This window comes from Citrobacter sedlakii (assembly GCF_018128425.1).
GTDB classification, from domain to species: domain Bacteria; phylum Pseudomonadota; class Gammaproteobacteria; order Enterobacterales; family Enterobacteriaceae; genus Citrobacter_A; species Citrobacter_A sedlakii.
The window spans coordinates 116,548-140,481 of record NZ_CP071071.1; the positions used below are offsets into that span (position 1 = coordinate 116,548).

Genomic DNA, 23,934 nt, shown 5'->3' on the forward strand with positions numbered 1-23,934 from the left:
CATGAGGGAAGTGGTGATCGCCGAAGTATCGACTCAACTATCAGAGGTAGTTGGCGTCATCGAGCGCCATCTCGAACCGACGTTGCTGGCCGTACATTTGTACGGCTCCGCAGTGGATGGCGGCCTGAAGCCACACAGTGATATTGATTTGCTGGTTACGGTGACCGTAAGGCTTGATGAAACAACGCGGCGAGCTTTGATCAACGACCTTTTGGAAACTTCGGCTTCCCCTGGAGAGAGCGAGATTCTCCGCGCTGTAGAAGTCACCATTGTTGTGCACGACGACATCATTCCGTGGCGTTATCCAGCTAAGCGCGAACTGCAATTTGGAGAATGGCAGCGCAATGACATTCTTGCAGGTATCTTCGAGCCAGCCACGATCGACATTGATCTGGCTATCTTGCTGACAAAAGCAAGAGAACATAGCGTTGCCTTGGTAGGTCCAGCGGCGGAGGAACTCTTTGATCCGGTTCCTGAACAGGATCTATTTGAGGCGCTAAATGAAACCTTAACGCTATGGAACTCGCCGCCCGACTGGGCTGGCGATGAGCGAAATGTAGTGCTTACGTTGTCCCGCATTTGGTACAGCGCAGTAACCGGCAAAATCGCGCCGAAGGATGTCGCTGCCGACTGGGCAATGGAGCGCCTGCCGGCCCAGTATCAGCCCGTCATACTTGAAGCTAGACAGGCTTATCTTGGACAAGAAGAAGATCGCTTGGCCTCGCGCGCAGATCAGTTGGAAGAATTTGTTCACTACGTGAAAGGCGAGATCACCAAGGTAGTCGGCAAATAATGTCTAACAATTCGTTCAAGCCGACGCCGCTTCGCGGCGCGGCTTAACTCAAGCGTTAGATGCACTAAGCACATAATTGCTCACAGCCAAACTATCAGGTCAAGTCTGCTTTTATTATTTTTAAGCGTGCATAATAAGCCCTACACAAATTGGGAGATATATCATGAAAGGCTGGCTTTTTCTTGTTATCGCAATAGTTGGCGAAGTAATCGCAACATCCGCATTAAAATCTAGCGAGGGCTTTACTAAGCTTGCCCCTTCCGCCGTTGTCATAATCGGTTATGGCATCGCATTTTATTTTCTTTCTCTGGTTCTGAAATCCATCCCTGTCGGTGTTGCTTATGCAGTCTGGTCGGGACTCGGCGTCGTCATAATTACAGCCATTGCCTGGTTGCTTCATGGGCAAAAGCTTGATGCGTGGGGCTTTGTAGGTATGGGGCTCATAATTGCTGCCTTTTTGCTCGCCCGATCCCCATCGTGGAAGTCGCTGCGGAGGCCGACGCCATGGTGACGGTGTTCGGCATTCTGAATCTCACCGAGGACTCCTTCTTCGATGAGAGCCGGCGGCTAGACCCCGCCGGCGCTGTCACCGCGGCGATCGAAATGCTGCGAGTCGGATCAGACGTCGTGGATGTCGGACCGGCCGCCAGCCATCCGGACGCGAGGCCTGTATCGCCGGCCGATGAGATCAGACGTATTGCGCCGCTCTTAGACGCCCTGTCCGATCAGATGCACCGTGTTTCAATCGACAGCTTCCAACCGGAAACCCAGCGCTATGCGCTCAAGCGCGGCGTGGGCTACCTGAACGATATCCAAGGATTTCCTGACCCTGCGCTCTATCCCGATATTGCTGAGGCGGACTGCAGGCTGGTGGTTATGCACTCAGCGCAGCGGGATGGCATCGCCACCCGCACCGGTCACCTTCGACCCGAAGACGCGCTCGACGAGATTGTGCGGTTCTTCGAGGCGCGGGTTTCCGCCTTGCGACGGAGCGGGGTCGCTGCCGACCGGCTCATCCTCGATCCGGGGATGGGATTTTTCTTGAGCCCCGCACCGGAAACATCGCTGCACGTGCTGTCGAACCTTCAAAAGCTGAAGTCGGCGTTGGGGCTTCCGCTATTGGTCTCGGTGTCGCGGAAATCCTTCTTGGGCGCCACCGTTGGCCTTCCTGTAAAGGATCTGGGTCCAGCGAGCCTTGCGGCGGAACTTCACGCGATCGGCAATGGCGCTGACTACGTCCGCACCCACGCGCCTGGAGATCTGCGAAGCGCAATCACCTTCTCGGAAACCCTCGCGAAATTTCGCAGTCGCGACGCCAGAGACCGAGGGTTAGATCATGCCTAGCATTCACCTTCCGGCCGCCCGCTAAATATCTCCTTTTGGGTTGTTAATAAAACATCCAATAAGTTGACTGTGCGTGAAAAAGAAAGTTTTGTGTGATGGCGTTGAAGATCGCACCGTTAAGCTCTTATGTGGGATGGTGCAGAGCTCGACGACTACCGATAAAACGCAACCGCCGCAAACAGACAAGAAAAAGCCCCAACTGATAACAGTTGGGGCTTCAGTATTGTGATTGGTGGAGCAATAGCACCCTGAACCCAAAACCTTCTCGCTCAACCGGTAGTGGCTGATAACAACTCGTGAGGGCTATTGCGGGTTAAGCATTTAGCGATGTCTAGGGCCAGACTGGACGTCTGAACGCAAGCCGCTGATACTGTACATAACCACAGTATCAGCGGAGGATACCCATGTCGCTGGCAAGGAACGCCACGGCGAGTCAATCGCCCACTCAAACAAACGGTTACGAACGCCACCAACCCGACCAGACGCTGCTCTACCAGCTGGTTGAGCAGCACTACCCAGCCTTCAAAGCCTCACTCGAAGCCCAAGGTCAACACCTGCCTCGCTACATCCAACAAGAATTCAACGACCTCCTCCAATGTGGCCGTCTGGAGTATGGTTTCATGCGGGTTCGCTGCGAGGATTGTCATCACGAGCGTCTGGTCGCCTTCAGCTGTAAACGACGCGGCTTTTGCCCTAGCTGCGGTGCCCGCCGGATGGCCGAGAGTGCGGCGCTGCTGATAGACGAAGTCTTCCCCAAGGAGCCCATTCGCCAGTGGGTGCTCAGCTTTCCTTTCCAGCTACGCTTTTTGCTGGCTCGCCATCCCCAGCTGATGGGCCAGGTCTTGAGTATCGTCTATCGTACACTCTCAACTCATCTGATCAAAAAAGCCGGTTACACCAAAGCCTCTGCACAAACTGGCTCAGTGACTCTTATCCAACGCTTTGGCTCCGCGCTAAATCTCAATGTCCACTACCACATGCTGTTTCTCGATGGTGTCTATGCCGAAGATGACTATGGCAAGCAACGCTTCCATCGTGTCAAGGCACCCACTTACGATGAGCTGAATACGCTCGCTCACACCCTCAGCCATCGCATCGCTCGCTGCATGGAAAAGCGTGGGATTTTGGAGCGTGATGCCGAGAATACGTGGTTGACACTGGAAGAGGGCGAAGACGATACGCTGACTCAATTACATGGTGCTTCGGTTACGTATCGCATTGCCGTCGGCCCCCAGCAAGGGCGCAAAGTCTTCACCCTGCAAACCTTGCCAGGGCGTGAGGATAAAGCCGACTCAAGCAGTCGAGTAGCCAACCATGCTGGTTTCTCGCTACACGCCGGTGTGATGGCCGAAGCGCATCAGCGGGATAAGCTTGAGCGCTTGTGTCGCTACATTAGTCGGCCAGCGGTTTCAGAAAAACGTCTGGCATTAACCGCCAATGGGCAGGTGCGTTACGAGCTCAAAACTCCGTACCGCAATGGCACCACCCATGTGATCTTCGAGCCGCTGGACTTCATCGCCAAACTCGCTGCGTTGGTACCTAAGCCGCGAGTCAACCTCACACGCTTCCACGGCGTCTTTGCACCGAACAGCAAACACCGAGTTCAAGTAACACCCGCCAAGCGGGGCAAGAAGCCCGACAAATCGGAAGGTCTCGATACTAACTGGCGTGACAAGAGTCCTGCAGAGCGCCACCGCGCCATGACCTGGATGCAACGCCTCAAGCGAGTCTTCAATATTGATATTGAAGTCTGCGAACACTGCGGCGGTCACGTCAAAGTGATTGCCAGCATCGAAGATCCGAAGGTCATTGAGCAGATTCTCAAGCATCTGAAACAGAAAACAGCCAAGGCGAATGCCGCCAAGCAGCGTGAGCTGCCACCAGAACGAGCGCCGCCACTGACTCCCAGCCTGTTCGATCCATCACAGAGTCGTCTCTTTGACTGACGACCCCAAATCCAACACTGCTCAACACTGCCAACTTTTAAACGGGGCGGTGGGGCAGTTTGTATCTCTCGAGCTATCAGGCTAGAGATTTTACCGCCAAATCGAACCTTATTAGAGCGGTTTAGGCTGGACCGGCAGTTAAAATTGGGGCTTGAGCGGTAAACGAGTGAGGGAATTTCAGGTAAGATACTTCGGATGAGGAGCAAAAAGGTGGTTTATACTTCCTATACCCCCATATTTTTGCTACAGTGAACCAAATTAAGATCATCTATTTACTAGGCCTCGCATTTGCGGGGTTTTTAATGCTGAATAAAAGGAAAACTTGATGGAATTGCCCAATATTATGCACCCGGTCGCGAAGCTGAGCACCGCATTAGCCGCTGCATTGATGCTGAGCGGGTGCATGCCCGGTGAAATCCGCCCGACGATTGGCCAGCAAATGGAAACTGGCGACCAACGGTTTGGCGATCTGGTTTTCCGCCAGCTCGCACCGAATGTCTGGCAGCACACTTCCTATCTCGACATGCCGGGTTTCGGGGCAGTCGCTTCCAACGGTTTGATCGTCAGGGATGGCGGCCGCGTGCTGGTGGTCGATACCGCCTGGACCGATGACCAGACCGCCCAGATCCTCAACTGGATCAAGCAGGAGATCAACCTGCCGGTCGCGCTGGCGGTGGTGACTCACGCGCATCAGGACAAGATGGGCGGTATGGACGCGCTGCATGCGGCGGGGATTGCGACTTATGCCAATGCGTTGTCGAACCAGCTTGCCCCGCAAGAGGGGATGGTTGCGGCGCAACACAGCCTGACTTTCGCCGCCAATGGCTGGGTCGAACCAGCAACCGCGCCCAACTTTGGCCCGCTCAAGGTATTTTACCCCGGCCCCGGCCACACCAGTGACAATATCACCGTTGGGATCGACGGCACCGACATCGCTTTTGGTGGCTGCCTGATCAAGGACAGCAAGGCCAAGTCGCTCGGCAATCTCGGTGATGCCGACACTGAGCACTACGCCGCGTCAGCGCGCGCGTTTGGTGCGGCGTTCCCCAAGGCCAGCATGATCGTGATGAGCCATTCCGCCCCCGATAGCCGCGCCGCAATCACTCATACGGCCCGCATGGCCGACAAGCTGCGCTGAGCCATGGCTGACCACGTCACCCCCAATCTGCCATCGCGCGATTTCGATGTGACAGAGGCGTTTTATGCGAAGCTGGGCTTTGCGACGAGTTGGAAGGATCGCGGCTGGATGATCCTGCAGCGCGGCGGTTTGCAGCTCGAATTCTTCCCCTATCCTGACCTCGACCCAGCTACGAGCATTGCCTGGTTGCTTCATGGGCAAAAGCTTGATGCGTGGGGCTTTGTAGGTATGGGGCTCATAATTGCTGCCTTTTTGCTCGCCCGATCCCCATCGTGGAAGTCGCTGCGGAGGCCGACGCCATGGTGACGGTGTTCGGCATTCTGAATCTCACCGAGGACTCCTTCTTCGATGAGAGCCGGCGGCTAGACCCCGCCGGCGCTGTCACCGCGGCGATCGAAATGCTGCGAGTCGGATCAGACGTCGTGGATGTCGGACCGGCCGCCAGCCATCCGGACGCGAGGCCTGTATCGCCGGCCGATGAGATCAGACGTATTGCGCCGCTCTTAGACGCCCTGTCCGATCAGATGCACCGTGTTTCAATCGACAGCTTCCAACCGGAAACCCAGCGCTATGCGCTCAAGCGCGGCGTGGGCTACCTGAACGATATCCAAGGATTTCCTGACCCTGCGCTCTATCCCGATATTGCTGAGGCGGACTGCAGGCTGGTGGTTATGCACTCAGCGCAGCGGGATGGCATCGCCACCCGCACCGGTCACCTTCGACCCGAAGACGCGCTCGACGAGATTGTGCGGTTCTTCGAGGCGCGGGTTTCCGCCTTGCGACGGAGCGGGGTCGCTGCCGACCGGCTCATCCTCGATCCGGGGATGGGATTTTTCTTGAGCCCCGCACCGGAAACATCGCTGCACGTGCTGTCGAACCTTCAAAAGCTGAAGTCGGCGTTGGGGCTTCCGCTATTGGTCTCGGTGTCGCGGAAATCCTTCTTGGGCGCCACCGTTGGCCTTCCTGTAAAGGATCTGGGTCCAGCGAGCCTTGCGGCGGAACTTCACGCGATCGGCAATGGCGCTGACTACGTCCGCACCCACGCGCCTGGAGATCTGCGAAGCGCAATCACCTTCTCGGAAACCCTCGCGAAATTTCGCAGTCGCGACGCCAGAGACCGAGGGTTAGATCATGCCTAGCATTCACCTTCCGGCCGCCCGCTAAATATCTCCTTTTGGGTTGTTAATAAAACATCCAATAAGTTGACTGTGCGTGAAAAAGAAAGTTTTGTGTGATGGCGTTGAAGATCGCACCGTTAAGCTCTTATGTGGGATGGTGCAGAGCTCGACGACTACCGATAAAACGCAACCGCCGCAAACAGACAAGAAAAAGCCCCAACTGATAACAGTTGGGGCTTCAGTATTGTGATTGGTGGAGCAATAGCACCCTGAACCCAAAACCTTCTCGCTCAACCGGTAGTGGCTGATAACAACTCGTGAGGGCTATTGCGGGTTAAGCATTTAGCGATGTCTAGGGCCAGACTGGACGTCTGAACGCAAGCCGCTGATACTGTACATAACCACAGTATCAGCGGAGGATACCCATGTCGCTGGCAAGGAACGCCACGGCGAGTCAATCGCCCACTCAAACAAACGGTTACGAACGCCACCAACCCGACCAGACGCTGCTCTACCAGCTGGTTGAGCAGCACTACCCAGCCTTCAAAGCCTCACTCGAAGCCCAAGGTCAACACCTGCCTCGCTACATCCAACAAGAATTCAACGACCTCCTCCAATGTGGCCGTCTGGAGTATGGTTTCATGCGGGTTCGCTGCGAGGATTGTCATCACGAGCGTCTGGTCGCCTTCAGCTGTAAACGACGCGGCTTTTGCCCTAGCTGCGGTGCCCGCCGGATGGCCGAGAGTGCGGCGCTGCTGATAGACGAAGTCTTCCCCAAGGAGCCCATTCGCCAGTGGGTGCTCAGCTTTCCTTTCCAGCTACGCTTTTTGCTGGCTCGCCATCCCCAGCTGATGGGCCAGGTCTTGAGTATCGTCTATCGTACACTCTCAACTCATCTGATCAAAAAAGCCGGTTACACCAAAGCCTCTGCACAAACTGGCTCAGTGACTCTTATCCAACGCTTTGGCTCCGCGCTAAATCTCAATGTCCACTACCACATGCTGTTTCTCGATGGTGTCTATGCCGAAGATGACTATGGCAAGCAACGCTTCCATCGTGTCAAGGCACCCACTTACGATGAGCTGAATACGCTCGCTCACACCCTCAGCCATCGCATCGCTCGCTGCATGGAAAAGCGTGGGATTTTGGAGCGTGATGCCGAGAATACGTGGTTGACACTGGAAGAGGGCGAAGACGATACGCTGACTCAATTACATGGTGCTTCGGTTACGTATCGCATTGCCGTCGGCCCCCAGCAAGGGCGCAAAGTCTTCACCCTGCAAACCTTGCCAGGGCGTGAGGATAAAGCCGACTCAAGCAGTCGAGTAGCCAACCATGCTGGTTTCTCGCTACACGCCGGTGTGATGGCCGAAGCGCATCAGCGGGATAAGCTTGAGCGCTTGTGTCGCTACATTAGTCGGCCAGCGGTTTCAGAAAAACGTCTGGCATTAACCGCCAATGGGCAGGTGCGTTACGAGCTCAAAACTCCGTACCGCAATGGCACCACCCATGTGATCTTCGAGCCGCTGGACTTCATCGCCAAACTCGCTGCGTTGGTACCTAAGCCGCGAGTCAACCTCACACGCTTCCACGGCGTCTTTGCACCGAACAGCAAACACCGAGTTCAAGTAACACCCGCCAAGCGGGGCAAGAAGCCCGACAAATCGGAAGGTCTCGATACTAACTGGCGTGACAAGAGTCCTGCAGAGCGCCACCGCGCCATGACCTGGATGCAACGCCTCAAGCGAGTCTTCAATATTGATATTGAAGTCTGCGAACACTGCGGCGGTCACGTCAAAGTGATTGCCAGCATCGAAGATCCGAAGGTCATTGAGCAGATTCTCAAGCATCTGAAACAGAAAACAGCCAAGGCGAATGCCGCCAAGCAGCGTGAGCTGCCACCAGAACGAGCGCCGCCACTGACTCCCAGCCTGTTCGATCCATCACAGAGTCGTCTCTTTGACTGACGACCCCAAATCCAACACTGCTCAACACTGCCAACTTTTAAACGGGGCGGTGGGGCAGTTTGTATCTCTCGAGCTATCAGGCTAGAGATTTTACCGCCAAATCGAACCTTATTAGAGCGGTTTAGGCTGGACCGGCAGTTAAAATTGGGGCTTGAGCGGTAAACGAGTGAGGGAATTTCAGGTAAGATACTTCGGATGAGGAGCAAAAAGGTGGTTTATACTTCCTATACCCCTGGATGGACGAACAAGCCATTAAGCAGTGGCATTGCCTGGTCCACCATGGCCGCCGAGGGAGAGGTTTCCACTACAGTGACACCGCCATTGAGACGGCCCTGATGCTAAAAGGCTTGTTCAAGTTGCCGCTGCGGGCGCTAGAAGGCTTCATTAACTCGTTGTTCCAACTGATGGCGGTGCCTTTGCAGTCGCCGGACTATAGCTGTATCAGCAAGCGCGCCAAGACCGTCGACATCAAGTACCGCCTCCCCAGCCAAGGCCCGGTGGCTCACTTGGTCATTGATGCCACCGGCCTCAAGGTCTATGGCGAAGGCGAATGGAAAATTCGCAAACACGGCAAGGAGAAGCGACGAGTGTGGCGCAAGCTCCACTTGGCGGTGGATGCCACAACCCATGCGGTCATCGCTGCCGAAGTCAGCCTGGAGACGGTGGCGGATAACGAGGTGTTACCGACGTTGCTCAACCCCTTACGACGCAAGATAAAACAGGTCAGCGCCGATGGTGCGTATGACACCAAGGCCTGTCATGCGCTACTGAAGAAAAAGGGGGCGAAAGCCACCATACCGCCGAGAAAAAATGCGGCACCGTGGGAGGAAGGCCATCCCCGCAACGAGGCGGTGACGGCGCTCAAGGCCGGTGAACTGAAGCAATGGAAGAAAGACTCCGGCTATCACCAGCGCTCGATAGCCGAGACCGCCATGTACCGGTTCAAGCAACTCATCGGGCCAACGCTGAGCCTGCGGAACTACAACGCCCAGGTGGGCGAAATCCTGGCTGGCGTGAAGGTGATGAACAAGCTGATAGGGCTTGGTATGCCTGTTCGCCAGCCAGTGAATTGAGTGGTATCAACGGGTTGGGGAACGGCCATCCAGCGACGGATTTGGTCAACAACGCCGATAACACCTCGAAATCGGAGTTTATATGGCTTCGTGGGGGAGTTATGTGTTTGAGCTTTGTCGCATTAACGCGAATCAGGGGTTGACGGCAGAAATGGACTGGAATTACACTTCTTAGAGTCGGCGTTGCCGGAAAATTCTGATTGGATTAGTTGTTCGGGGTGCGAAAACAGTCGTAGTTCGGGGGAAAAACCGAATTTTGACCCGAAACCGCAAAAAACCCGAAATGACAGTTCCTATCAAATACTTAACTTGTAGGTTCTTTCAAATGGATAAGAATGATGTTGTTAAGAAGATACTTGAATCAAAAAAGTACGAAAACCTTGATTCAGATATTGTTGAAAAGGTTGTTTCCATTTCTGAGAAGAAATATAAATTAAAGGAAGTTGAGAATTATTCTAAAAAGAAATTGCATCAAATATGGGGGTCTTACTATTCTGCCTATCCTAATTGGGATAAATTATTAAAAAAGTACAATCAGGGGCAGTTATCAATAGAAGATTTACTAAAGATTCATTCTTCGACGAATGAAAGAGTCGCAACATTAAATGACTTTTACACTTATGTATTTGGAAATATCAAACATGTCTCATCTATTTTAGATTTTGGTTGTGGCTTCAATCCATTAGCTTTATACCAATGGAATGAAAATGAAAAAATAATATATCATGCATACGATATTGATAGAGCTGAGATAGCTTTTTTGAGTAGCATTATTGGGAAGTTAAAGACGACGATAAAGTATAGGTTTTTGAATAAAGAGAGTGATGTCTACAAAGGTACTTATGATGTAGTATTCCTTTTAAAGATGCTTCCTGTGCTAAAACAGCAAGATGTAAATATCTTGGATTTCCTACAGCTTTTTCATACTCAAAACTTTGTAATATCTTTTCCAATAAAGTCTTTATCTGGAAAGGAGAAGGGAATGGAAGAGAATTACCAGCTATGGTTTGAATCTTTTACAAAAGGTTGGATAAAAATCCTTGATTCGAAGGTTATAGGGAATGAGTTAGTATATATTACTAGTGGATTTCAGAAATAACTCCGCCTCCAAGGCACTCATTTTCTTGGAAAAGTACTAAACTCTGTCCAACGGCTGGAGCCCATTGTGGTGCAGAAAATTCAAATATATATCCATTTTCATTCTGGGTTACTTTTACTGGTGTATCCTGACTTCTATAACGGATAGATGCTGTATAGTTATTATTAAGTAATGAAGTTTCGTTTATCAAGTGCAATTCTGAAACACTTACTATGTTTTTCCAAAGTTTTGGATTATCTTTTCCTTGGACAACATAGAGGATATTTTGAGGAAAAGATAGGTTTCAACTACAGTTTAGAAGGTTAAAAACAAATGCATGCATGGCTCAAAAGCAATCTAGGGAAGGTGCGAATAAGCGGGGAAATTCTTCTCGGCTGACTCAGTCATTTCATTTTTTCCTGTTTGAGCCGTTTTTTCTCCCGTAAATGCACTGTATACCGATATGGGCAGGGCGAAGCGCTAAAGTACAACAATCTTATTGTTAGCTATTGTCTTGGCGTTCCAGAAAATCTTTAAACTCAATAGTATAAAGCCGTAACAGCACCATGGTTAACGCAAAAATAATTGGCCCATAAATCAAACCAATTAAACCAAAGAGTTGCAAACCACCTGAGGTATCCCCAGAAATTCTGTAGTTAAAATAAAATGTTAGTTGATTGGGGAACATTCATGGCGGTTCCTGATCTGATCATTCGCCAAAACTCCCACACCGCGGATGCTCACCATGAATGTAAAAGCTATGCTCGCTGATTTCCTCACCTTTGTCACGCCAAAATCAATGCATAAAGCCCGATTTTCGGTTTTGCTAGATGCGGTAACCGCCCTGGCAAAGGATGCGTGTTGCACCGTTACTGCGATTGGCCGGGCGATGCCTGGCTCTTCAGATAAGGTCAGTATCAAACGGGCAGATCGTCTACTCAATAATCCTAACCTGCAACGAGAGCTGCCATTGATTTATGCTGCGCTGACGGCTTCTATTGTTGGCCATAAAACTAAGCCGATGATTTTGGTTGACTGGAGCAATGCCGATACTGCCAAGCGACACTTTATCCTGCGTGCCAGCATTGCCGCTGACGGTAGAGCGTTGACTCTGCTACAGAAGATTGCCGCCGCAGAAGATTATACCTGCCCACACCTACACGGGGCGTTTTTAAAGCAGCTTAAAGCCATGCTACCCAAGGACTGTAAGCCCGTAATTGTCACTGACGCGGGGTTTAAAGTTCCATGGCTGAAACAAGTGCGTAAGCTGGGATGGCATTATGTAGCTAGAGTTCGAGGCAATGTGAAGCTTAAATTGGCAGAGCAGGACAAGTTTATCAGTGTTAATCAGCTTTATCGGCAAGCGAAGAAGGATCCAAAAAGTGTAGGAAAAATCATGCTTGCCCAAACACAACACTATGAAACGCAGGCCGTCCTGGTTGGCAAAGGTTATAAGCTATTGAAACGCGATAAAAATAAGACGTATAAGGAACCATGGTTGTTGGTGTCATCCTTAGCTGACTGCCATGGGTATGCGGATAAAATTGCTAAGTGCTACAGTAGCCGAATGCAAATTGAAGAAAGCTTCCGTGATCAGAAAAGTCACCGCTATGGCCTGGGTAGCGATTTGCATGGTACCAAGAAGAAATCTCGCTTAGAGATACTGCTACTACTGGCCGCATTGGTTAATTGGTTTCATTACCTGCTAGGTAGCGCAGCGGAGAAAGCGGGTTTGCACCTGCGTTATCAAGCTAACACCGTTAAAAATAGGCGGGTATTGGCCCTGAATTTCCTTGGGATATTACTTTGCAAAGAACCCAAACAGCGAATACGCAGGCAATATTATCAGCAGGGACTTAAACAAATACTACAGTGGGTGGTTCAGTGGGACTGGGCAGTAATCAAACAGGCTGATAGCTGATTGTATGAATGGAAATTTTGTGGGGATCCCTCAGGTTGTCTAGACTTCTTTTAACAGTAAAGTTATCATAAAACTGAATTTTATTTTTTAGGTAAGTTTATGCATTCTATCCGCATTCGTTAAGACACAACTATTTGCATAGTGACACTATTTTATAATGGTGGGCTTTTGTTGTGTCTTTAAGAATATATGCGGATATATAAAGTAAAAGTATGCTTAATTTATAAGTATGCTTTTAGTGCATAGTTTCCAGTTATAACTTAATTGACTAGCTATTTGTCCACCCTGTGGATGAATAGCTTTTTTTTTGGGAGGACACTGTGATGCTAGCTTTTGTTTTCACCTAAATCCTGTTTGCTGCATAAAAAATTTCAAGAGCTAAACAGGAGTAAATAAAAATGAGTTTAATTATTAAAGCGAGAAACATACGCTTGGATTATGCTGGGCGTGATGTTTTGGATATTGATGAATTGGAAATTCACTCTTATGACCGTATTGGTCTTGTGGGTGATAACGGAGCAGGAAAGAGTAGTTTACTCAAAGTACTTAATGGCGAAATTGTTTTAGCCGAAGCGACATTACAGCGTTTTGGTGATTTTGCACATATCAGCCAACTGGGCGGAATCGAAATAGAAACGGTCGAAGACCGGGCAATGTTATCTCGCCTTGGTGTTTCCAATGTACAAAACGACACAATGAGTGGCGGAGAGGAAACTCGTGCAAAAATTGCTGCCGCATTTTCCCAACAAGTACATGGCATTCTAGCGGATGAACCAACCAGCCACCTTGATCTCAATGGAATAGATCTACTTATTGGTCAACTTAAAGCATTTGATGGAGCATTACTTGTTATCAGTCATGACCGATATTTTCTTGATATGGTTGTAGACAAGATATGGGAGTTAAAAGACGGTAAAATTACGGAATATTGGGGTGGTTACTCGGATTACTTGCGTCAAAAAGAAGAAGAGCGACAACACCAAGCCGTAGAATATGAGCTGATGATGAAGGAACGGGAGCGATTAGAATCTGCTGTGCAAGAAAAACGCCAGCAAGCTAATCGATTAGACAATAAGAAAAAAGGAGAAAAATCCAAAAACTCTACCGAAAGTGCTGGACGACTTGGGCATGCAAAAATGACTGGCACCAAGCAAAGAAAACTGTATCAGGCAGCTAAGAGTATGGAAAAGCGTTTGGCTGCATTAGAAGATATTCAAGCACCAGAGCATTTGCGTTCTATTCGTTTTCGTCAAAGTTCAGCCCTAGAACTGCACAATAAGTTCCCGATTACGGCAGATGGTCTGAGCTTAAAATTTGGTAGCCGTACTATCTTTGATGACGCTAACTTTATAATACCGCTTGGCGCTAAAGTCGCTATAACTGGATCGAATGGAACAGGGAAAACGTCCTTGTTAAAAATGATATCAGAACGTGCTGATGGATTAACCATATCTCCAAAAGCTGAAATTGGCTACTTTACACAAACAGGATATAAATTTAACACGCATAAATCTGTGCTCTCCTTTATGCAGGAAGAGTGCGAGTACACAGTTGCGGAAATTCGTGCAGTATTGGCTTCAATGGGGATCGGAGCGAATGATATTCAAAAAAACTTATCCGACTTATCGGGAGGTGAAATCATCAAACTGCTTTTATCCAAAATGCTTTTAGGAAAATATAATATTTTGCTTATGGATGAACCAGGAAACTATCTTGACCTAAAAAGTATTGCCGCATTAGAAACAATGATGAAGTCCTATGCAGGAACTATTATCTTCGTATCTCATGACAAGCAATTGGTCGATAATATTGCTGACATTATCTACGAGATCAAAGACCACAAAATCATCAAGACTTTTGAGAGAGATTGTTAATGATAGCCAATCTAATCCGAACATTAATTATTGAACTCTTTAAAGGAAATTAAAAATGACAATTCAAGATATTCAATCACTTGCTGAAGCACACGGCTTGTTGCTTACGGACAAAATGAATTTCAATGAAATGGGCATTGATTTTAAGGTCGTTTTTGCTCTTGATACAAAGGGGCAACAATGGTTGCTGCGTATTCCTCGTCGTGATGGCATGAGGGAACAAATCAAGAAAGAAAAACGCATTTTAGAATTGGTAAAAAAACATCTTTCTGTAGAGGTTCCTGATTGGAGAATTTCATCTACAGAATTAGTGGCTTATCCCATACTTAAAGATAATCCTGTTTTAAATTTGGATGCTGAAACCTATGAAATAATTTGGAATATGGACAAAGATAGCCCGAAATACATAACATCTTTGGCAAAAACCTTATTTGAAATCCATAGTATTCCTGAAAAAGAAGTTCGGGAAAATGATTTGAAAATTATGAAACCTTCAGATTTAAGACCTGAAATAGCAAACAATTTGCAGTTAGTAAAATCTGAAATTGGTATAAGTGAGCAATTGGAAACCCGCTACAGAAAATGGTTGGATAATGATGTTCTATGGGCAGATTTCACCCAATTTATACATGGCGATTTATATGCTGGGCATGTACTAGCTTCAAAGGATGGAGCTGTTTCAGGCGTTATTGATTGGTCAACAGCCCATATAGATGACCCAGCGATTGATTTTGCTGGGCATGTAACTTTGTTTGGAGAAGAAAGCCTCAAAACTCTAATCATCGAGTATGAAAAACTAGGGGGTAAAGTTTGGAATAAACTATATGAACAGACTTTAGAAAGAGCAGCGGCCTCTCCTTTGATGTATGGTTTATTTGCCTTAGAAACTCAAAATGAAAGCCTTATCGTTGGAGCAAAAGCTCAGTTGGGAGTTATATAATTTAAAAATATGATTGCTGAGAACTGCCTTGTTTTGAAACTTGGTTGGCTTTAATTAGTTTTTAGTATTCTTTATAGAAAATGCCTCGATCAAGGGGCATTTCTAACAATCATTTAACATAAAATTTCTTATACGAAATGCTTGATATTTCTCTTTAAATATCATTATATTAACGTAAGCCGTTCTGGAGTATAGGGCACCAGAACGGCTTTTTATTGATTATTCATGTTCCACGATCACTAATTGAGCGATGTTCCACGGTTTTATTCAGTTTTAATAAACATCATCCGGTTTTTTGAGGAGTCATTATTTCAAGTGCTTGCACTGAAATTGGCTCTTCAAAAAACTGGAGTCTTGGCTAACCATATGGAAGGAAAAAGCGGCTTAGGAAGCCTCTCTTCTTCTGTTCTGGTTCAACATGCTCCGGGATAGGAATACGCTTATTGTCTTGCTGAGGAGTAGTCAATTCGTCATAGTTCGTTGCTAGTTCCGACCGAGGATCCGTTGCTATATCCTGTTTAAAGCTCTGATCGGTAAAGGTAGTCATATTGGCTTTTGGTGCTTCTAGTAAGCGCTGCATAGCTTCAATCTGTTCTTGATAAAACGATTCACGTTCTAAAGATTGATTTTCTCTCTGTATTGCCTGATTTAATTGTTTTTCCAGTATGTCAACTTGACGTTTTAGTAAGTCAACTTCTGTCAAGTTTTGACTGTTAATTGATTGACTTTGATTGACTGTATCCTCTTTTTTTTGTGGTTCCCCAAAAACTCTTAGGGCCTCTGAAAAGTCAATTAATCCATCAGATCCTTTAGATAAATTTCCTTTGTTTATATGTGCATATATGGCTTGTCTTGAATATCCATAAAGCTTAGCTAACTCTGAAACTGACAGTTTTTTCATTATGTAAACCAGTTTTCAACTTGTGTTAATACCTGACTGTTAACTTAACAATTTCAATTAACAATGTCATTGAAATCCTAATTTTCTGAGTAAAGGAAGTAATTCCTTAAATTTCTCTGCATCTTGCAGCATGGCAGCTATACGTACAGCAAACTGCTGATAGCTTTCTGTGCCTTGTGAATATTTACTCATCTCAGGAAGCTCTGAGAGCTTGTTGGCGAATAGATGGCGTTGTTTATCTGTTATTTTTGAAAAGAGGTCTAATGTATTCGGATCTCTTTTAGATTCGACTGAATGCGTGGCTGATTTTTTCTGTTTAAAGCTAAATGAAAAACCAGTAATAGATCTACCTGTTTTATGCTGTTCAACTTTGACAATAATATCGGTATGTTCATTTACTTGTTTTAATGCAATGTCTAAAACATATTTTTTAAAATCATACATTCGTTTGTATTCAGTCTCGAGTACACCTATTTTTTGTCTAAAATCATACATAGTTATGAGAGGCGTTTTTCCAGTACTACGCCATGCAATCAATATTTCATATAAACGAACAGCATAAGCACTTGTTAAATTACTTATTTGTTGTATTTCATACTTTGTAAATTGTTCTTCTAACCTAGTAATTAAAGGCACAATAGCAGGGGCAAAAATAAGTCTAACGACAGCTTCATTATCAATATAAGCCACCTCGCTCACCCATCTTGATTTGTGATTAATAGTGTTACCTTTTTCACTAAGACTCTGATAACTGAATTGTCTTGCAAACAAGTCATCGCAAGCATCTTTTAACGCCTGATAAGCCGTATTTCGATGTACACGGCACTGTTGCAAATAGTCGGTGGTGATAAACTTATCATCCCCTTTTGCTGATGGAGCTGCACATGAACCCATTCAAAGGCCGGCATTTTCAGCGTGACATCATTCTGTGGGCCGTACGCTGGTACTGCAAATACGGCATCAGTTACCGTGAGCTGCAGGAGATGCTGGCTGAACGCGGAGTGAATGTCGATCACTCCACGATTTACCGCTGGGTTCAGCGTTATGCGCCTGAAATGGAAAAACGGCTGCGCTGGTACTGGCGTAACCCTTCCGATCTTTGCCCGTGGCACATGGATGAAACCTACGTGAAGGTCAATGGCCGCTGGGCGTATCTGTACCGGGCCGTCGACAGCCGGGGCCGCACTGTCGATTTTTATCTCTCCTCCCGTCGTAACAGCAAAGCTGCATACCGGTTTCTGGGTAAAATCCTCAACAACGTGAAGAAGTGGCAGATCCCGCGATTCATCAACACGGATAAAGCGCCCGCCTATGGTCGCGCGCTTGCTCTGCTCAAACGCGAAGGCCGGTGCCCGTCTGACGTTGAACACCGACAGATTAAGTACCGGAACAACGTGATTGAATGCGATCATGGCAAACTGAAACGGATAATCAACGCCACGCTGGGATTTAAATCCATGAAGACGGCTTACGCCACCATCAAAGGTATTGAGGTGATGCGTGCACTACGCAAAGGCCAGGCCTCAGCATTTTATTATGGTGATCCCCTGGGCGAAATGCGCCTGGTAAGCAGAGTTTTTGAAATGTAAGGCCTTTGAATAAGACAAAAGGCTGCCTCATCGCTAACTTTGCAACAGTGCCCTTTTATATACCCGGAGCTGGATAAGCAACGAACGTCCTGGCCTGCTTTTCGATCTGGCGACAGGGTGGCTTATGCAACATCGTATTATTCTCCCCGGAGCCACTACGCTGACCCGGTTGATTTCAGAGGTAAGGGAAAAGGCGACGTTGCGCCTGTGGAACAAACTGGCACTGATACCGTCAGCCGAACAGCGTTCACAGCTGGAGATGCTGCTGGGGCCAACTGATTGCAGCCGCCTGTCTTTACTGGAATCACTGAAAAAGGGCCCTGTGACCATCAGTGGTCCGGCGTTTAATGAAGCAATTGAACGCTGGAAAACTCTGAACGATTTTGGCCTGCATGCTGAAAACCTGAGTACACTCCCGGCTGTGCGCCTGAAAAATCTCGCACGTTATGCTGGTATGACTTCGGTGTTCAATATTGCCAGGATGTCACCGCAGAAAAGGATGGCGGTTCTGGTTGCCTTTGTCCTTGCATGGGAAACGCTGGCGCTGGATGATGCATTGGACGTTCTGGACGCCATGCTGGCCGTTATCATCCGTGACGCCAGAAAGATTGGGCAGAAAAAACGGCTCCGCTCGCTGAAGGATCTGGATAAATCTGCATTGGCGCTCGCCAGCGCATGTTCGTACCTGCTGAAAGAAGAAACACCGGACGAATCGATTCGTGCTGAGGTGTTCAGCTACATCCCAAGGCAAAAGCTGGCTGAAATCATCACGCTTGTCCGTGAAATTGCCCGGCCCTCAGACGATAATTTTCATGAAGAAATGGTGGAGCAGTACGGGCGCGTTCGTCGTTTCCTGCCCCATCTGCTGAATACCGTTAAATTTTCATCCGCACCTGCCGGGGTTACCACTCTGAATGCCTGTGACTACCTCAGCCGGGAGTTCAGCTCACGGCGGCAGTTTTTTGACGACGCACCAACGGAAATTATCAGTCGGTCATGGAAACGGCTGGTGATTAACAAGGAAAAACATATCACCCGCAGGGGATACACGCTCTGCTTTCTCAGTAAACTGCAGGATAGTCTGAGGCGGAGGGATGTCTACGTTACCGGCAGTAACCGGTGGGGAGATCCTCGTGCAAGATTACTACAGGGTGCTGACTGGCAGGCAAACCGGATTAAGGTTTATCGTTCTTTGGGGCACCCGACAGACCCGCAGGAAGCAATAAAATCTCTGGGTCATCAGCTTGATAGTCGTTACAGACAGGTTGCTGCACGTCTTTGCGAAAATGAGGCTGTCGAACTCGATGTTTCTGGCCCGAAGCCCCGGTTGACAATTTCTCCCCTCGCCAGTCTTGATGAGCCGGACAGTCTGAAACGACTGAGCAAAATGATCAGTGATCTACTCCCTCCGGTGGATTTAACGGAGTTGCTGCTCGAAATTAACGCCCATACCGGATTTGCTGATGAGTTTTTCCATGCTAGTGAAGCCAGTGCCAGAGTTGATGATCTGCCCGTCAGCATCAGCGCCGTGCTGATGGCTGAAGCCTGCAATATCGGTCTGGAACCACTGATCAGATCAAATGTTCCTGCACTGACCCGACACCGGCTGAACTGGACAAAAGCGAACTATCTGCGGGCTGAAACTATCACCAGCGCTAATGCCAGACTGGTTGATTTTCAGGCAACGCTGCCACTGGCACAGATATGGGGTGGAGGAGAAGTGGCATCTGCAGATGGAATGCGCTTTGTTACGCCAGTCAGAACAATCAATGCCGGACCGAACCGCAAATACTTTGGTAATAACAGAGGGATCACCTGGTACAACTTTGTGTCCGATCAGTATTCCGGCTTTCATGGCATCGTTATACCGGGGACGCTGAGGGACTCTATCTTTGTGCTGGAAGGTCTTCTGGAACAGGAGACCGGGCTGAATCCAACCGAAATTATGACCGATACAGCAGGTGCCAGCGAACTTGTCTTTGGCCTTTTCTGGCTGCTGGGATACCAGTTTTCTCCACGCCTGGCTGATGCCGGTGCTTCGGTTTTCTGGCGAATGGACCATGATGCCGACTATGGCGTGCTGAATGATATTGCCAGAGGGCAATCAGATCCCCGAAAAATAGTCCTTCAGTGGGACGAAATGATCCGGACCGCTGGCTCCCTGAAGCTGGGCAAAGTACAGGTTTCAGTGCTGGTCCGTTCATTGCTGAAAAGTGAACGTCCTTCCGGACTGACTCAGGCAATCATTGAAGTGGGGCGCATCAACAAAACGCTGTATCTGCTTAATTATATTGATGATGAAGATTACCGCCGGCGCATTCTGACCCAGCTTAATCGGGGAGAAAGTCGCCATGCCGTTGCCAGAGCCATCTGTCACGGTCAAAAAGGTGAGATAAGAAAACGATATACCGACGGTCAGGAAGATCAACTGGGCACACTGGGGCTGGTCACTAACGCCGTCGTGTTATGGAACACTATTTATATGCAGGCAGCCCTGGATCATCTCCGGGCGCAGGGTGAAACACTGAATGATGAAGATATCGCACGCCTCTCCCCGCTTTGCCACGGACATATCAATATGCTCGGCCATTATTCCTTCACGCTGGCAGAACTGGTGACCAAAGGACATCTGAGACCATTAAAAGAGGCGTCAGAGGCAGAAAACGTTGCTTAACGTGAGTTTTCGTTCCACTGAGCGTCAGACCCCTACTAGCGGCCCCAGGCAGCAGGTCGATGCAAGAATGGCGGCCAGCCCGCCGGCGAAGAGCGCACCGCGCCCGTTTTGTGGTTCAGACATACGTTGGCCCTTTTGAATTTGGATTGGATAGCGTAACCTTACTTCCGTACTCATGTACGGAGTCAAGCGATATGGAAAATAATTTGGAAAACCTGACCATTGGCGTTTTTGCCAAGGCGGCCGGGGTCAACGTGGAGACAATCCGCTTCTATCAGCGCAAGGGCCTGTTGCGGGAACCGGACAAGCCTTACGGCAGCATCCGCCGCTATGGGGAGGCGGACGTGGTTCGGGTGAAATTCGTGAAATCGGCACAGCGGCTGGGGTTCAGTCTGGACGAGATTGCCGAGCTGTTGCGGCTCGACGATGGCACCCACTGCGAGGAGGCCAGCAGCCTGGCCGAACACAAGCTCAAGGACGTGCGCGAGAAGATGGCCGACTTGGCGCGCATGGAAACCGTGCTGTCTGAACTCGTGTGCGCCTGCCATGCACGAAAGGGGAATGTTTCCTGCCCGTTGATCGCGTCACTACAGGGCGAAGCAGGCCTGGCAAGGTCAGCTATGCCTTAGCGTGCTTTATTTAATGAGATGGTCACTCCCTCCTTCCCGGTACTATGCTGAGGACAGGCTTTCATTCGGAGAACTATCATGGAAAACATTGCGCTCATTGGTATCGATCTGGGTAAAAACTCTTTCCATATTCATTGCCAGGATCGTCGCGGGAAGGCTGTTTACCGTAAAAAATTTACCCGGCCAAAGTTGATCGAATTTTTGGCGACATGCCCCGCTACAACCATCGCAATGGAAGCCTGTGGCGGTTCTCACTTTATGGCACGCAAGTTGGAAGAGTTGGGGCATTCCCCAAAGCTGATATCACCACAATTTGTCCGCCCGTTCGTTAAAAGCAATAAAAACGACTTTGTCGACGCCGAAGCTATTTGTGAAGCTGCATCGCGTCCGTCTATGCGTTTTGTGCAGCCCAGAACGGAATCTCAGCAGGCAATGCGGGCTCTGCATCGTGTCCGTGAATCCCTGGTTCAGGATAAGGTGAAAACAACCAATCAAATGCATGCTTTTCTGCTGGAATTTGGCATTAGCGTTCCCCGAGGAGCTGCCGTTATTAGCCGACTGAGTACCATTCTTGAGGATAATAGTTTGCCTCTTTACCTCAGCCAGTTATTGCTGAAATTACAACAGCATTATCACTATCTTGTTGAGCAGATTAAAGATCTGGAATCCCAGTTGAAACGAAAGTTGGACGAAGATGAGGTTGGACAGCGCTTGCTGAGCATTCCCTGCGTCGGAACACTGACAGCGAGTACTATTTCAACTGAGATTGGCGACGGGAAGCAGTACGCCAGCAGCCGTGACTTTGCGGCGGCAACAGGGCTTGTACCTCGGCAGTACAGCACGGGAGGTAGGACGACATTGCTGGGAATTAGTAAGCGAGGTAATAAAAAGATCCGAACTTTGTTGGTTCAGTGTGCCAGGGTATTCATACAAAAACTGGAACACCAGTCTGGCAAATTGGCCGATTGGGTCAGGGATTTACTGTGCCGGAAAAGCAACTTTGTCGTCACTTGTGCTCTGGCAAACAAGCTGGCCAGAATAGCCTGGGCCCTAACGGCACGACAGCAAACTTATGTAGCATAACGGCAGAAATACACCGGTTTAAAGAATTACTGATCTGGTTTTGCGAATACTGATATTGATGATACTAACGGCCCACCGGCCTGTTGAGGAACCTGTAAAACGGAAAGGCTCATTGAAGCCGTATATTTTCTGGAGGTTCATCAGGCGCGGAACTCATCAAGGCGCGGGAATAAAATCCCATTCAGACGCCGGATAGATTCAAGCAAGCCAACTTGTCGTCAAAATCGGTGTTGCAAAAACGGGAGTGACCATAGATTCCGTTTTCTGAGACGACCCCTTGTAGGATTGGCTGTATCTGGGGACACTATAACCGTCAAAGAAGCCGGTTTGGTGTTGGTCATTGGGGTTATCCTGTGGATCTATGGTATAATCTTAACCAAGGTCAGCAATTCCTAAGGGGGTCAAATGGACGCTTTCACATTAGGCATGTTGGGGTTGCTCATTTTTTTCACTGTCGTCACTGGCGGCAGTCTGTATCTCTACCATGAGAAACAGAAGGAAAAAAAGCATCACAACGCCTAAAGAGTAACTGCGACAATGAACGTAAAGGCCAGCAATAGCTGGCCTTTTTTTATACTTGCAGTTTGAGGTGTTACATGTCACGATAAGGTAAGTGTGACATGTAACGGAAAAGGTGATTTTTTGAAAGTATCCAATGAAGATGCTCAGGCTACGGCGATCTATCTCCTCAGAGCTGCTTCGCGCCCAGCTTTCTGGCGTGACGTCCCATTCGATAAGAAACTTGAAGCCGTGGACAGCCTGAACAGCATAGGGCGATCACCATCAGAACTCACTGAATGGATTAATAAATACCTGACAGCAGAGCAAATCAATAAACTCGGGACATCAATTAGGCAACGTCGCAGAAGGGGATATGGTGTTGGTAAAAGCATAACTATAAGCGATAAAGCCCACAGGATTTTGAAGCGGTTGTCAGAAGTCGATGGTTGCAGTTTGTCAGAAGTGATCGAGAAACGCCTAGCCCGAGCTTATAAAAATACATGGGACCATAAATAGAGTGACACTAGGGGTTGCATTTTTAAAACCCGTGATAGCATCTAAATGAACCCAAACGAATAGGGGGGCTGGCGGCGATGCCGACCATTATCCCGACAATGGAGAAATAGACCATGATGACATTGACTACCGTCTCGAAGAAAACTTCAAATAATTCAGCCCTTGTATTCTGGCGCGTTGGTACAAAACGGAAAGGCATCCTTGATGTCCATATTGATTTTGACCACGAAGAAGCGGATCTTTTGGCTGAGCTCGTAGCCATTCGCTATCTGGCGCTGGACAAACAGGTTTTTTGCAGAGAGCCAGGTGCTGGTGCTGGTTACAAGCTGGTGGTATCCAAAGGTGCAATCAAGAAGCTGGCGCTGGGCAAATCCACCAAGGCTTTTGCTTTCAAGTTTGCGGCTTGCCTCACTGGGCGTTTAAAGGGCGCTACTATTGAAGTCTCGCAGAGCATGGAGTTTATGGATGAGCCGGGAGAGGGCAACATTGAGCTCCTCGATGTGGACAAGCAAGCCTATACCCAGACCCATGACGAAATATCTACACCTGCCATTGGCCCCGTCCTGGTTACTCAACATGCCATCGATCAGTATCAGGCCCGGATAACCTCTGGAGACCCTAAAAAACCGTGGGCCTCACTTGTTGGCCGCCTCCAGCATCCAGAGTTACAGGTTCAGCCCTTTGACGAGAAAGTGGCTCGCCATAAAGCCAGAAAGTATGGCCGCGTAGATAACGTGGAAGTCTGGGGCCATAGAGATTCCAAGTTCAAGTACCTGATGGTGATCAACGACGACAACCAAAAACGTGTTCTTGTCACAGTGTTTGAGCGAAATGAGTAACCTGCTTCTC

General features: G+C 48.7%; 21 protein-coding genes and 5 pseudogenes. 21 read left to right on the forward strand and 5 right to left on the reverse strand.

Features of this window, described 5'->3' with window-relative positions; translation table 11 throughout:
• The first annotated feature begins 1 nt into the window (after position 1).
• The 10 genes and pseudogenes from aadA1 (at position 2) to armA (ending at position 10,478) form a co-directional block, all read left to right on the forward strand.
• On the forward strand, positions 2 to 793 hold the full coding sequence (aadA1, locus tag JY391_RS23190) for an ANT(3'')-Ia family aminoglycoside nucleotidyltransferase AadA1 (protein ID WP_001209508.1): 792 nt from the start codon (positions 2 to 4) through the stop codon (positions 791 to 793).
• A gap of 163 nt (positions 794 to 956) precedes the next feature.
• Positions 957 to 1,304, forward strand: coding sequence for a quaternary ammonium compound efflux SMR transporter QacE delta 1 (locus tag JY391_RS23195; RefSeq protein ID WP_000679427.1), 348 nt, complete (start codon positions 957 to 959; stop codon positions 1,302 to 1,304).
• Positions 1,298 to 2,137: a sulfonamide-resistant dihydropteroate synthase Sul1 gene (sul1, locus tag JY391_RS23200; protein WP_000259031.1), complete on the forward strand. Its 840-nt coding sequence runs from the start codon at positions 1,298 to 1,300 to the stop codon at positions 2,135 to 2,137. The genes JY391_RS23195 and sul1 (JY391_RS23200) overlap by 7 nt, the downstream gene beginning before the upstream one ends.
• 404 nt (positions 2,138 to 2,541) lie before the next feature.
• The gene (locus tag JY391_RS23205) at positions 2,542 to 4,083 is read left to right on the forward strand and encodes an IS91-like element ISCR1 family transposase (protein ID WP_000050481.1); all 1,542 of its coding nucleotides are present in this window, start codon (positions 2,542 to 2,544) and stop codon (positions 4,081 to 4,083) included.
• Positions 4,084 to 4,408: 325 nt separating this feature from the next.
• Positions 4,409 to 5,221, forward strand: coding sequence for a subclass B1 metallo-beta-lactamase NDM-1 (locus JY391_RS23210; protein ID WP_004201164.1), 813 nt, complete (start codon positions 4,409 to 4,411; stop codon positions 5,219 to 5,221).
• A 3-nt stretch (positions 5,222 to 5,224) separates the two neighbouring features.
• Complete coding sequence (locus JY391_RS23870; RefSeq protein ID WP_060560601.1) at positions 5,225 to 5,527, forward strand: DUF8817 family protein; 303 nt, start codon at positions 5,225 to 5,227, stop codon at positions 5,525 to 5,527.
• On the forward strand, positions 5,521 to 6,360 hold the full coding sequence (sul1, locus tag JY391_RS23220) for a sulfonamide-resistant dihydropteroate synthase Sul1 (protein ID WP_000259031.1): 840 nt from the start codon (positions 5,521 to 5,523) through the stop codon (positions 6,358 to 6,360). Before JY391_RS23870 ends, sul1 (JY391_RS23220) begins: the two co-directional genes overlap by 7 nt.
• 404 nt (positions 6,361 to 6,764) lie before the next feature.
• Positions 6,765 to 8,306 (forward strand): IS91-like element ISCR1 family transposase, encoded by a 1,542-nt coding sequence (locus JY391_RS23225; protein ID WP_000050481.1) that lies wholly within the window; start codon positions 6,765 to 6,767, stop codon positions 8,304 to 8,306.
• Between the two features lie 233 nt (positions 8,307 to 8,539).
• Positions 8,540 to 9,379: pseudogene (locus JY391_RS23230) on the forward strand (IS5 family transposase); the annotation flags it as partial.
• Positions 9,380 to 9,704: 325 nt separating this feature from the next.
• A complete protein-coding gene (gene armA, locus JY391_RS23235) occupies positions 9,705 to 10,478 on the forward strand; it encodes a 16S rRNA (guanine(1405)-N(7))-methyltransferase ArmA (protein ID WP_000359986.1) in 774 nt (257 codons plus the stop codon).
• On the opposite strand, the gene JY391_RS24015 is transcribed toward armA, so the two are convergent.
• Together JY391_RS24015 and JY391_RS23245 are read right to left on the reverse strand one after the other, a co-directional pair.
• Positions 10,459 to 10,674 carry an aminomethyltransferase beta-barrel domain-containing protein gene (locus JY391_RS24015; RefSeq protein WP_071547994.1) on the reverse strand — a complete coding sequence of 72 codons (216 nt, stop codon included), beginning with the start codon at positions 10,672 to 10,674 and terminating at the stop codon, positions 10,459 to 10,461. The two genes, armA and JY391_RS24015, sit on opposite strands and share 20 nt — an antisense overlap.
• Positions 10,675 to 10,959: 285 nt before the next feature.
• Complete coding sequence (locus JY391_RS23245) at positions 10,960 to 11,145, reverse strand: hypothetical protein (RefSeq protein ID WP_002026779.1); 186 nt, start codon at positions 11,143 to 11,145, stop codon at positions 10,960 to 10,962.
• Positions 11,146 to 11,193: 48 nt separating this feature from the next.
• Here JY391_RS23245 and JY391_RS23250 point away from each other — a divergent pair, with 48 nt between their 5' ends.
• The 3 genes from JY391_RS23250 (at position 11,194) to JY391_RS23260 (ending at position 15,192) form a co-directional block, all read left to right on the forward strand.
• Positions 11,194 to 12,378 carry an IS4-like element ISEc29 family transposase gene (locus JY391_RS23250; protein ID WP_002001451.1) on the forward strand — a complete coding sequence of 395 codons (1,185 nt, stop codon included), beginning with the start codon at positions 11,194 to 11,196 and terminating at the stop codon, positions 12,376 to 12,378.
• Positions 12,379 to 12,776: 398 nt separating this feature from the next.
• Entirely contained in the window at positions 12,777 to 14,252 is a 1,476-nt protein-coding gene (gene msr(E) / locus JY391_RS23255) for an ABC-F type ribosomal protection protein Msr(E) (protein ID WP_000052512.1), read from the forward strand.
• Between the two features lie 55 nt (positions 14,253 to 14,307).
• Complete coding sequence (locus tag JY391_RS23260; protein ID WP_000155092.1) at positions 14,308 to 15,192, forward strand: Mph(E) family macrolide 2'-phosphotransferase; 885 nt, start codon at positions 14,308 to 14,310, stop codon at positions 15,190 to 15,192.
• Positions 15,193 to 15,550: 358 nt separating this feature from the next.
• Here the strand turns inward: JY391_RS23260 and JY391_RS23265 are convergent, their stop codons facing one another.
• Together JY391_RS23265 and repM are read right to left on the reverse strand one after the other, a co-directional pair.
• Complete coding sequence (locus JY391_RS23265; RefSeq protein ID WP_004896925.1) at positions 15,551 to 16,093, reverse strand: plasmid replication DNA-binding protein; 543 nt, start codon at positions 16,091 to 16,093, stop codon at positions 15,551 to 15,553.
• A gap of 66 nt (positions 16,094 to 16,159) precedes the next feature.
• A pseudogene (gene repM, locus JY391_RS23270) lies at positions 16,160 to 16,930 on the reverse strand (replication initiation protein RepM); the annotation flags it as partial.
• 47 nt (positions 16,931 to 16,977) lie between these two features.
• On the opposite strand from repM, the gene JY391_RS23275 reads away from it, so the two are divergent.
• Together JY391_RS23275 and JY391_RS23280 are read left to right on the forward strand one after the other, a co-directional pair.
• The gene (locus JY391_RS23275) at positions 16,978 to 17,682 is read left to right on the forward strand and encodes an IS6-like element IS26 family transposase (RefSeq protein ID WP_001067858.1); all 705 of its coding nucleotides are present in this window, start codon (positions 16,978 to 16,980) and stop codon (positions 17,680 to 17,682) included.
• A gap of 52 nt (positions 17,683 to 17,734) precedes the next feature.
• Positions 17,735 to 20,323 (forward strand): annotated as a pseudogene (locus JY391_RS23280) (Tn3-like element Tn3 family transposase); the annotation flags it as partial.
• A gap of 66 nt (positions 20,324 to 20,389) precedes the next feature.
• Here the strand turns inward: JY391_RS23280 and JY391_RS23285 are convergent.
• Positions 20,390 to 20,479: pseudogene (locus tag JY391_RS23285) on the reverse strand (mercuric transporter MerT family protein); the annotation flags it as partial.
• A gap of 71 nt (positions 20,480 to 20,550) precedes the next feature.
• Here JY391_RS23285 and merR point away from each other — a divergent pair.
• From merR to JY391_RS23315, 6 genes and pseudogenes are all read left to right on the forward strand, one after another.
• Positions 20,551 to 20,985 (forward strand): mercury resistance transcriptional regulator MerR, encoded by a 435-nt coding sequence (gene merR, locus JY391_RS23290; protein ID WP_000429836.1) that lies wholly within the window; start codon positions 20,551 to 20,553, stop codon positions 20,983 to 20,985.
• A gap of 78 nt (positions 20,986 to 21,063) precedes the next feature.
• Entirely contained in the window at positions 21,064 to 22,068 is a 1,005-nt protein-coding gene (locus JY391_RS23295) for an IS110-like element IS4321 family transposase (protein WP_000427623.1), read from the forward strand.
• Positions 22,069 to 22,344: 276 nt separating this feature from the next.
• Positions 22,345 to 22,464, forward strand: a pseudogene (locus JY391_RS23300) (hypothetical protein); the annotation flags it as partial.
• A gap of 9 nt (positions 22,465 to 22,473) precedes the next feature.
• Positions 22,474 to 22,590, forward strand: coding sequence for a hypothetical protein (locus JY391_RS23305; protein ID WP_000338626.1), 117 nt, complete (start codon positions 22,474 to 22,476; stop codon positions 22,588 to 22,590).
• A gap of 120 nt (positions 22,591 to 22,710) precedes the next feature.
• The gene (locus JY391_RS23310) at positions 22,711 to 23,085 is read left to right on the forward strand and encodes a hypothetical protein (RefSeq protein WP_000868820.1); all 375 of its coding nucleotides are present in this window, start codon (positions 22,711 to 22,713) and stop codon (positions 23,083 to 23,085) included.
• Between the two features lie 113 nt (positions 23,086 to 23,198).
• Positions 23,199 to 23,924 (forward strand): hypothetical protein, encoded by a 726-nt coding sequence (locus JY391_RS23315; RefSeq protein ID WP_000988731.1) that lies wholly within the window; start codon positions 23,199 to 23,201, stop codon positions 23,922 to 23,924.
• Positions 23,925 to 23,934: the final 10 nt, after the last annotated feature.

Bases quoted from the DNA above. Each gene is read 5' to 3' on its own strand.
- JY391_RS23870 (WP_060560601.1), top strand. From the start codon at position 5,225: ATGGCTGACCACGTCACCCCCAATCTGCCATCGCGCGATTTCGATGTG.
- JY391_RS23195 (WP_000679427.1), top strand. From the start codon at position 957: ATGAAAGGCTGGCTTTTTCTTGTTATCGCAATAGTTGGCGAAGTAATC.
- merR (WP_000429836.1), top strand. From the start codon at position 20,551: ATGGAAAATAATTTGGAAAACCTGACCATTGGCGTTTTTGCCAAGGCG.
- JY391_RS23315 (WP_000988731.1), top strand. From the start codon at position 23,199: ATGATGACATTGACTACCGTCTCGAAGAAAACTTCAAATAATTCAGCC.
- JY391_RS23225 (WP_000050481.1), top strand. From the start codon at position 6,765: ATGTCGCTGGCAAGGAACGCCACGGCGAGTCAATCGCCCACTCAAACA.
- aadA1 (WP_001209508.1), top strand. From the start codon at position 2: ATGAGGGAAGTGGTGATCGCCGAAGTATCGACTCAACTATCAGAGGTA.
- JY391_RS23295 (WP_000427623.1), top strand. From the start codon at position 21,064: ATGGAAAACATTGCGCTCATTGGTATCGATCTGGGTAAAAACTCTTTC.
- sul1 (WP_000259031.1), top strand. From the start codon at position 1,298: ATGGTGACGGTGTTCGGCATTCTGAATCTCACCGAGGACTCCTTCTTC.
- sul1 (WP_000259031.1), top strand. From the start codon at position 5,521: ATGGTGACGGTGTTCGGCATTCTGAATCTCACCGAGGACTCCTTCTTC.
- JY391_RS23205 (WP_000050481.1), top strand. From the start codon at position 2,542: ATGTCGCTGGCAAGGAACGCCACGGCGAGTCAATCGCCCACTCAAACA.
- armA (WP_000359986.1), top strand. From the start codon at position 9,705: ATGGATAAGAATGATGTTGTTAAGAAGATACTTGAATCAAAAAAGTAC.
- JY391_RS23245 (WP_002026779.1), bottom strand. From the start codon at position 11,145: ATGTTCCCCAATCAACTAACATTTTATTTTAACTACAGAATTTCTGGG.
- JY391_RS23275 (WP_001067858.1), top strand. From the start codon at position 16,978: ATGAACCCATTCAAAGGCCGGCATTTTCAGCGTGACATCATTCTGTGG.
- JY391_RS23305 (WP_000338626.1), top strand. From the start codon at position 22,474: ATGGACGCTTTCACATTAGGCATGTTGGGGTTGCTCATTTTTTTCACT.
- JY391_RS23250 (WP_002001451.1), top strand. From the start codon at position 11,194: ATGCTCACCATGAATGTAAAAGCTATGCTCGCTGATTTCCTCACCTTT.
- JY391_RS23265 (WP_004896925.1), bottom strand. From the start codon at position 16,093: ATGAAAAAACTGTCAGTTTCAGAGTTAGCTAAGCTTTATGGATATTCA.
- JY391_RS23210 (WP_004201164.1), top strand. From the start codon at position 4,409: ATGGAATTGCCCAATATTATGCACCCGGTCGCGAAGCTGAGCACCGCA.
- JY391_RS23260 (WP_000155092.1), top strand. From the start codon at position 14,308: ATGACAATTCAAGATATTCAATCACTTGCTGAAGCACACGGCTTGTTG.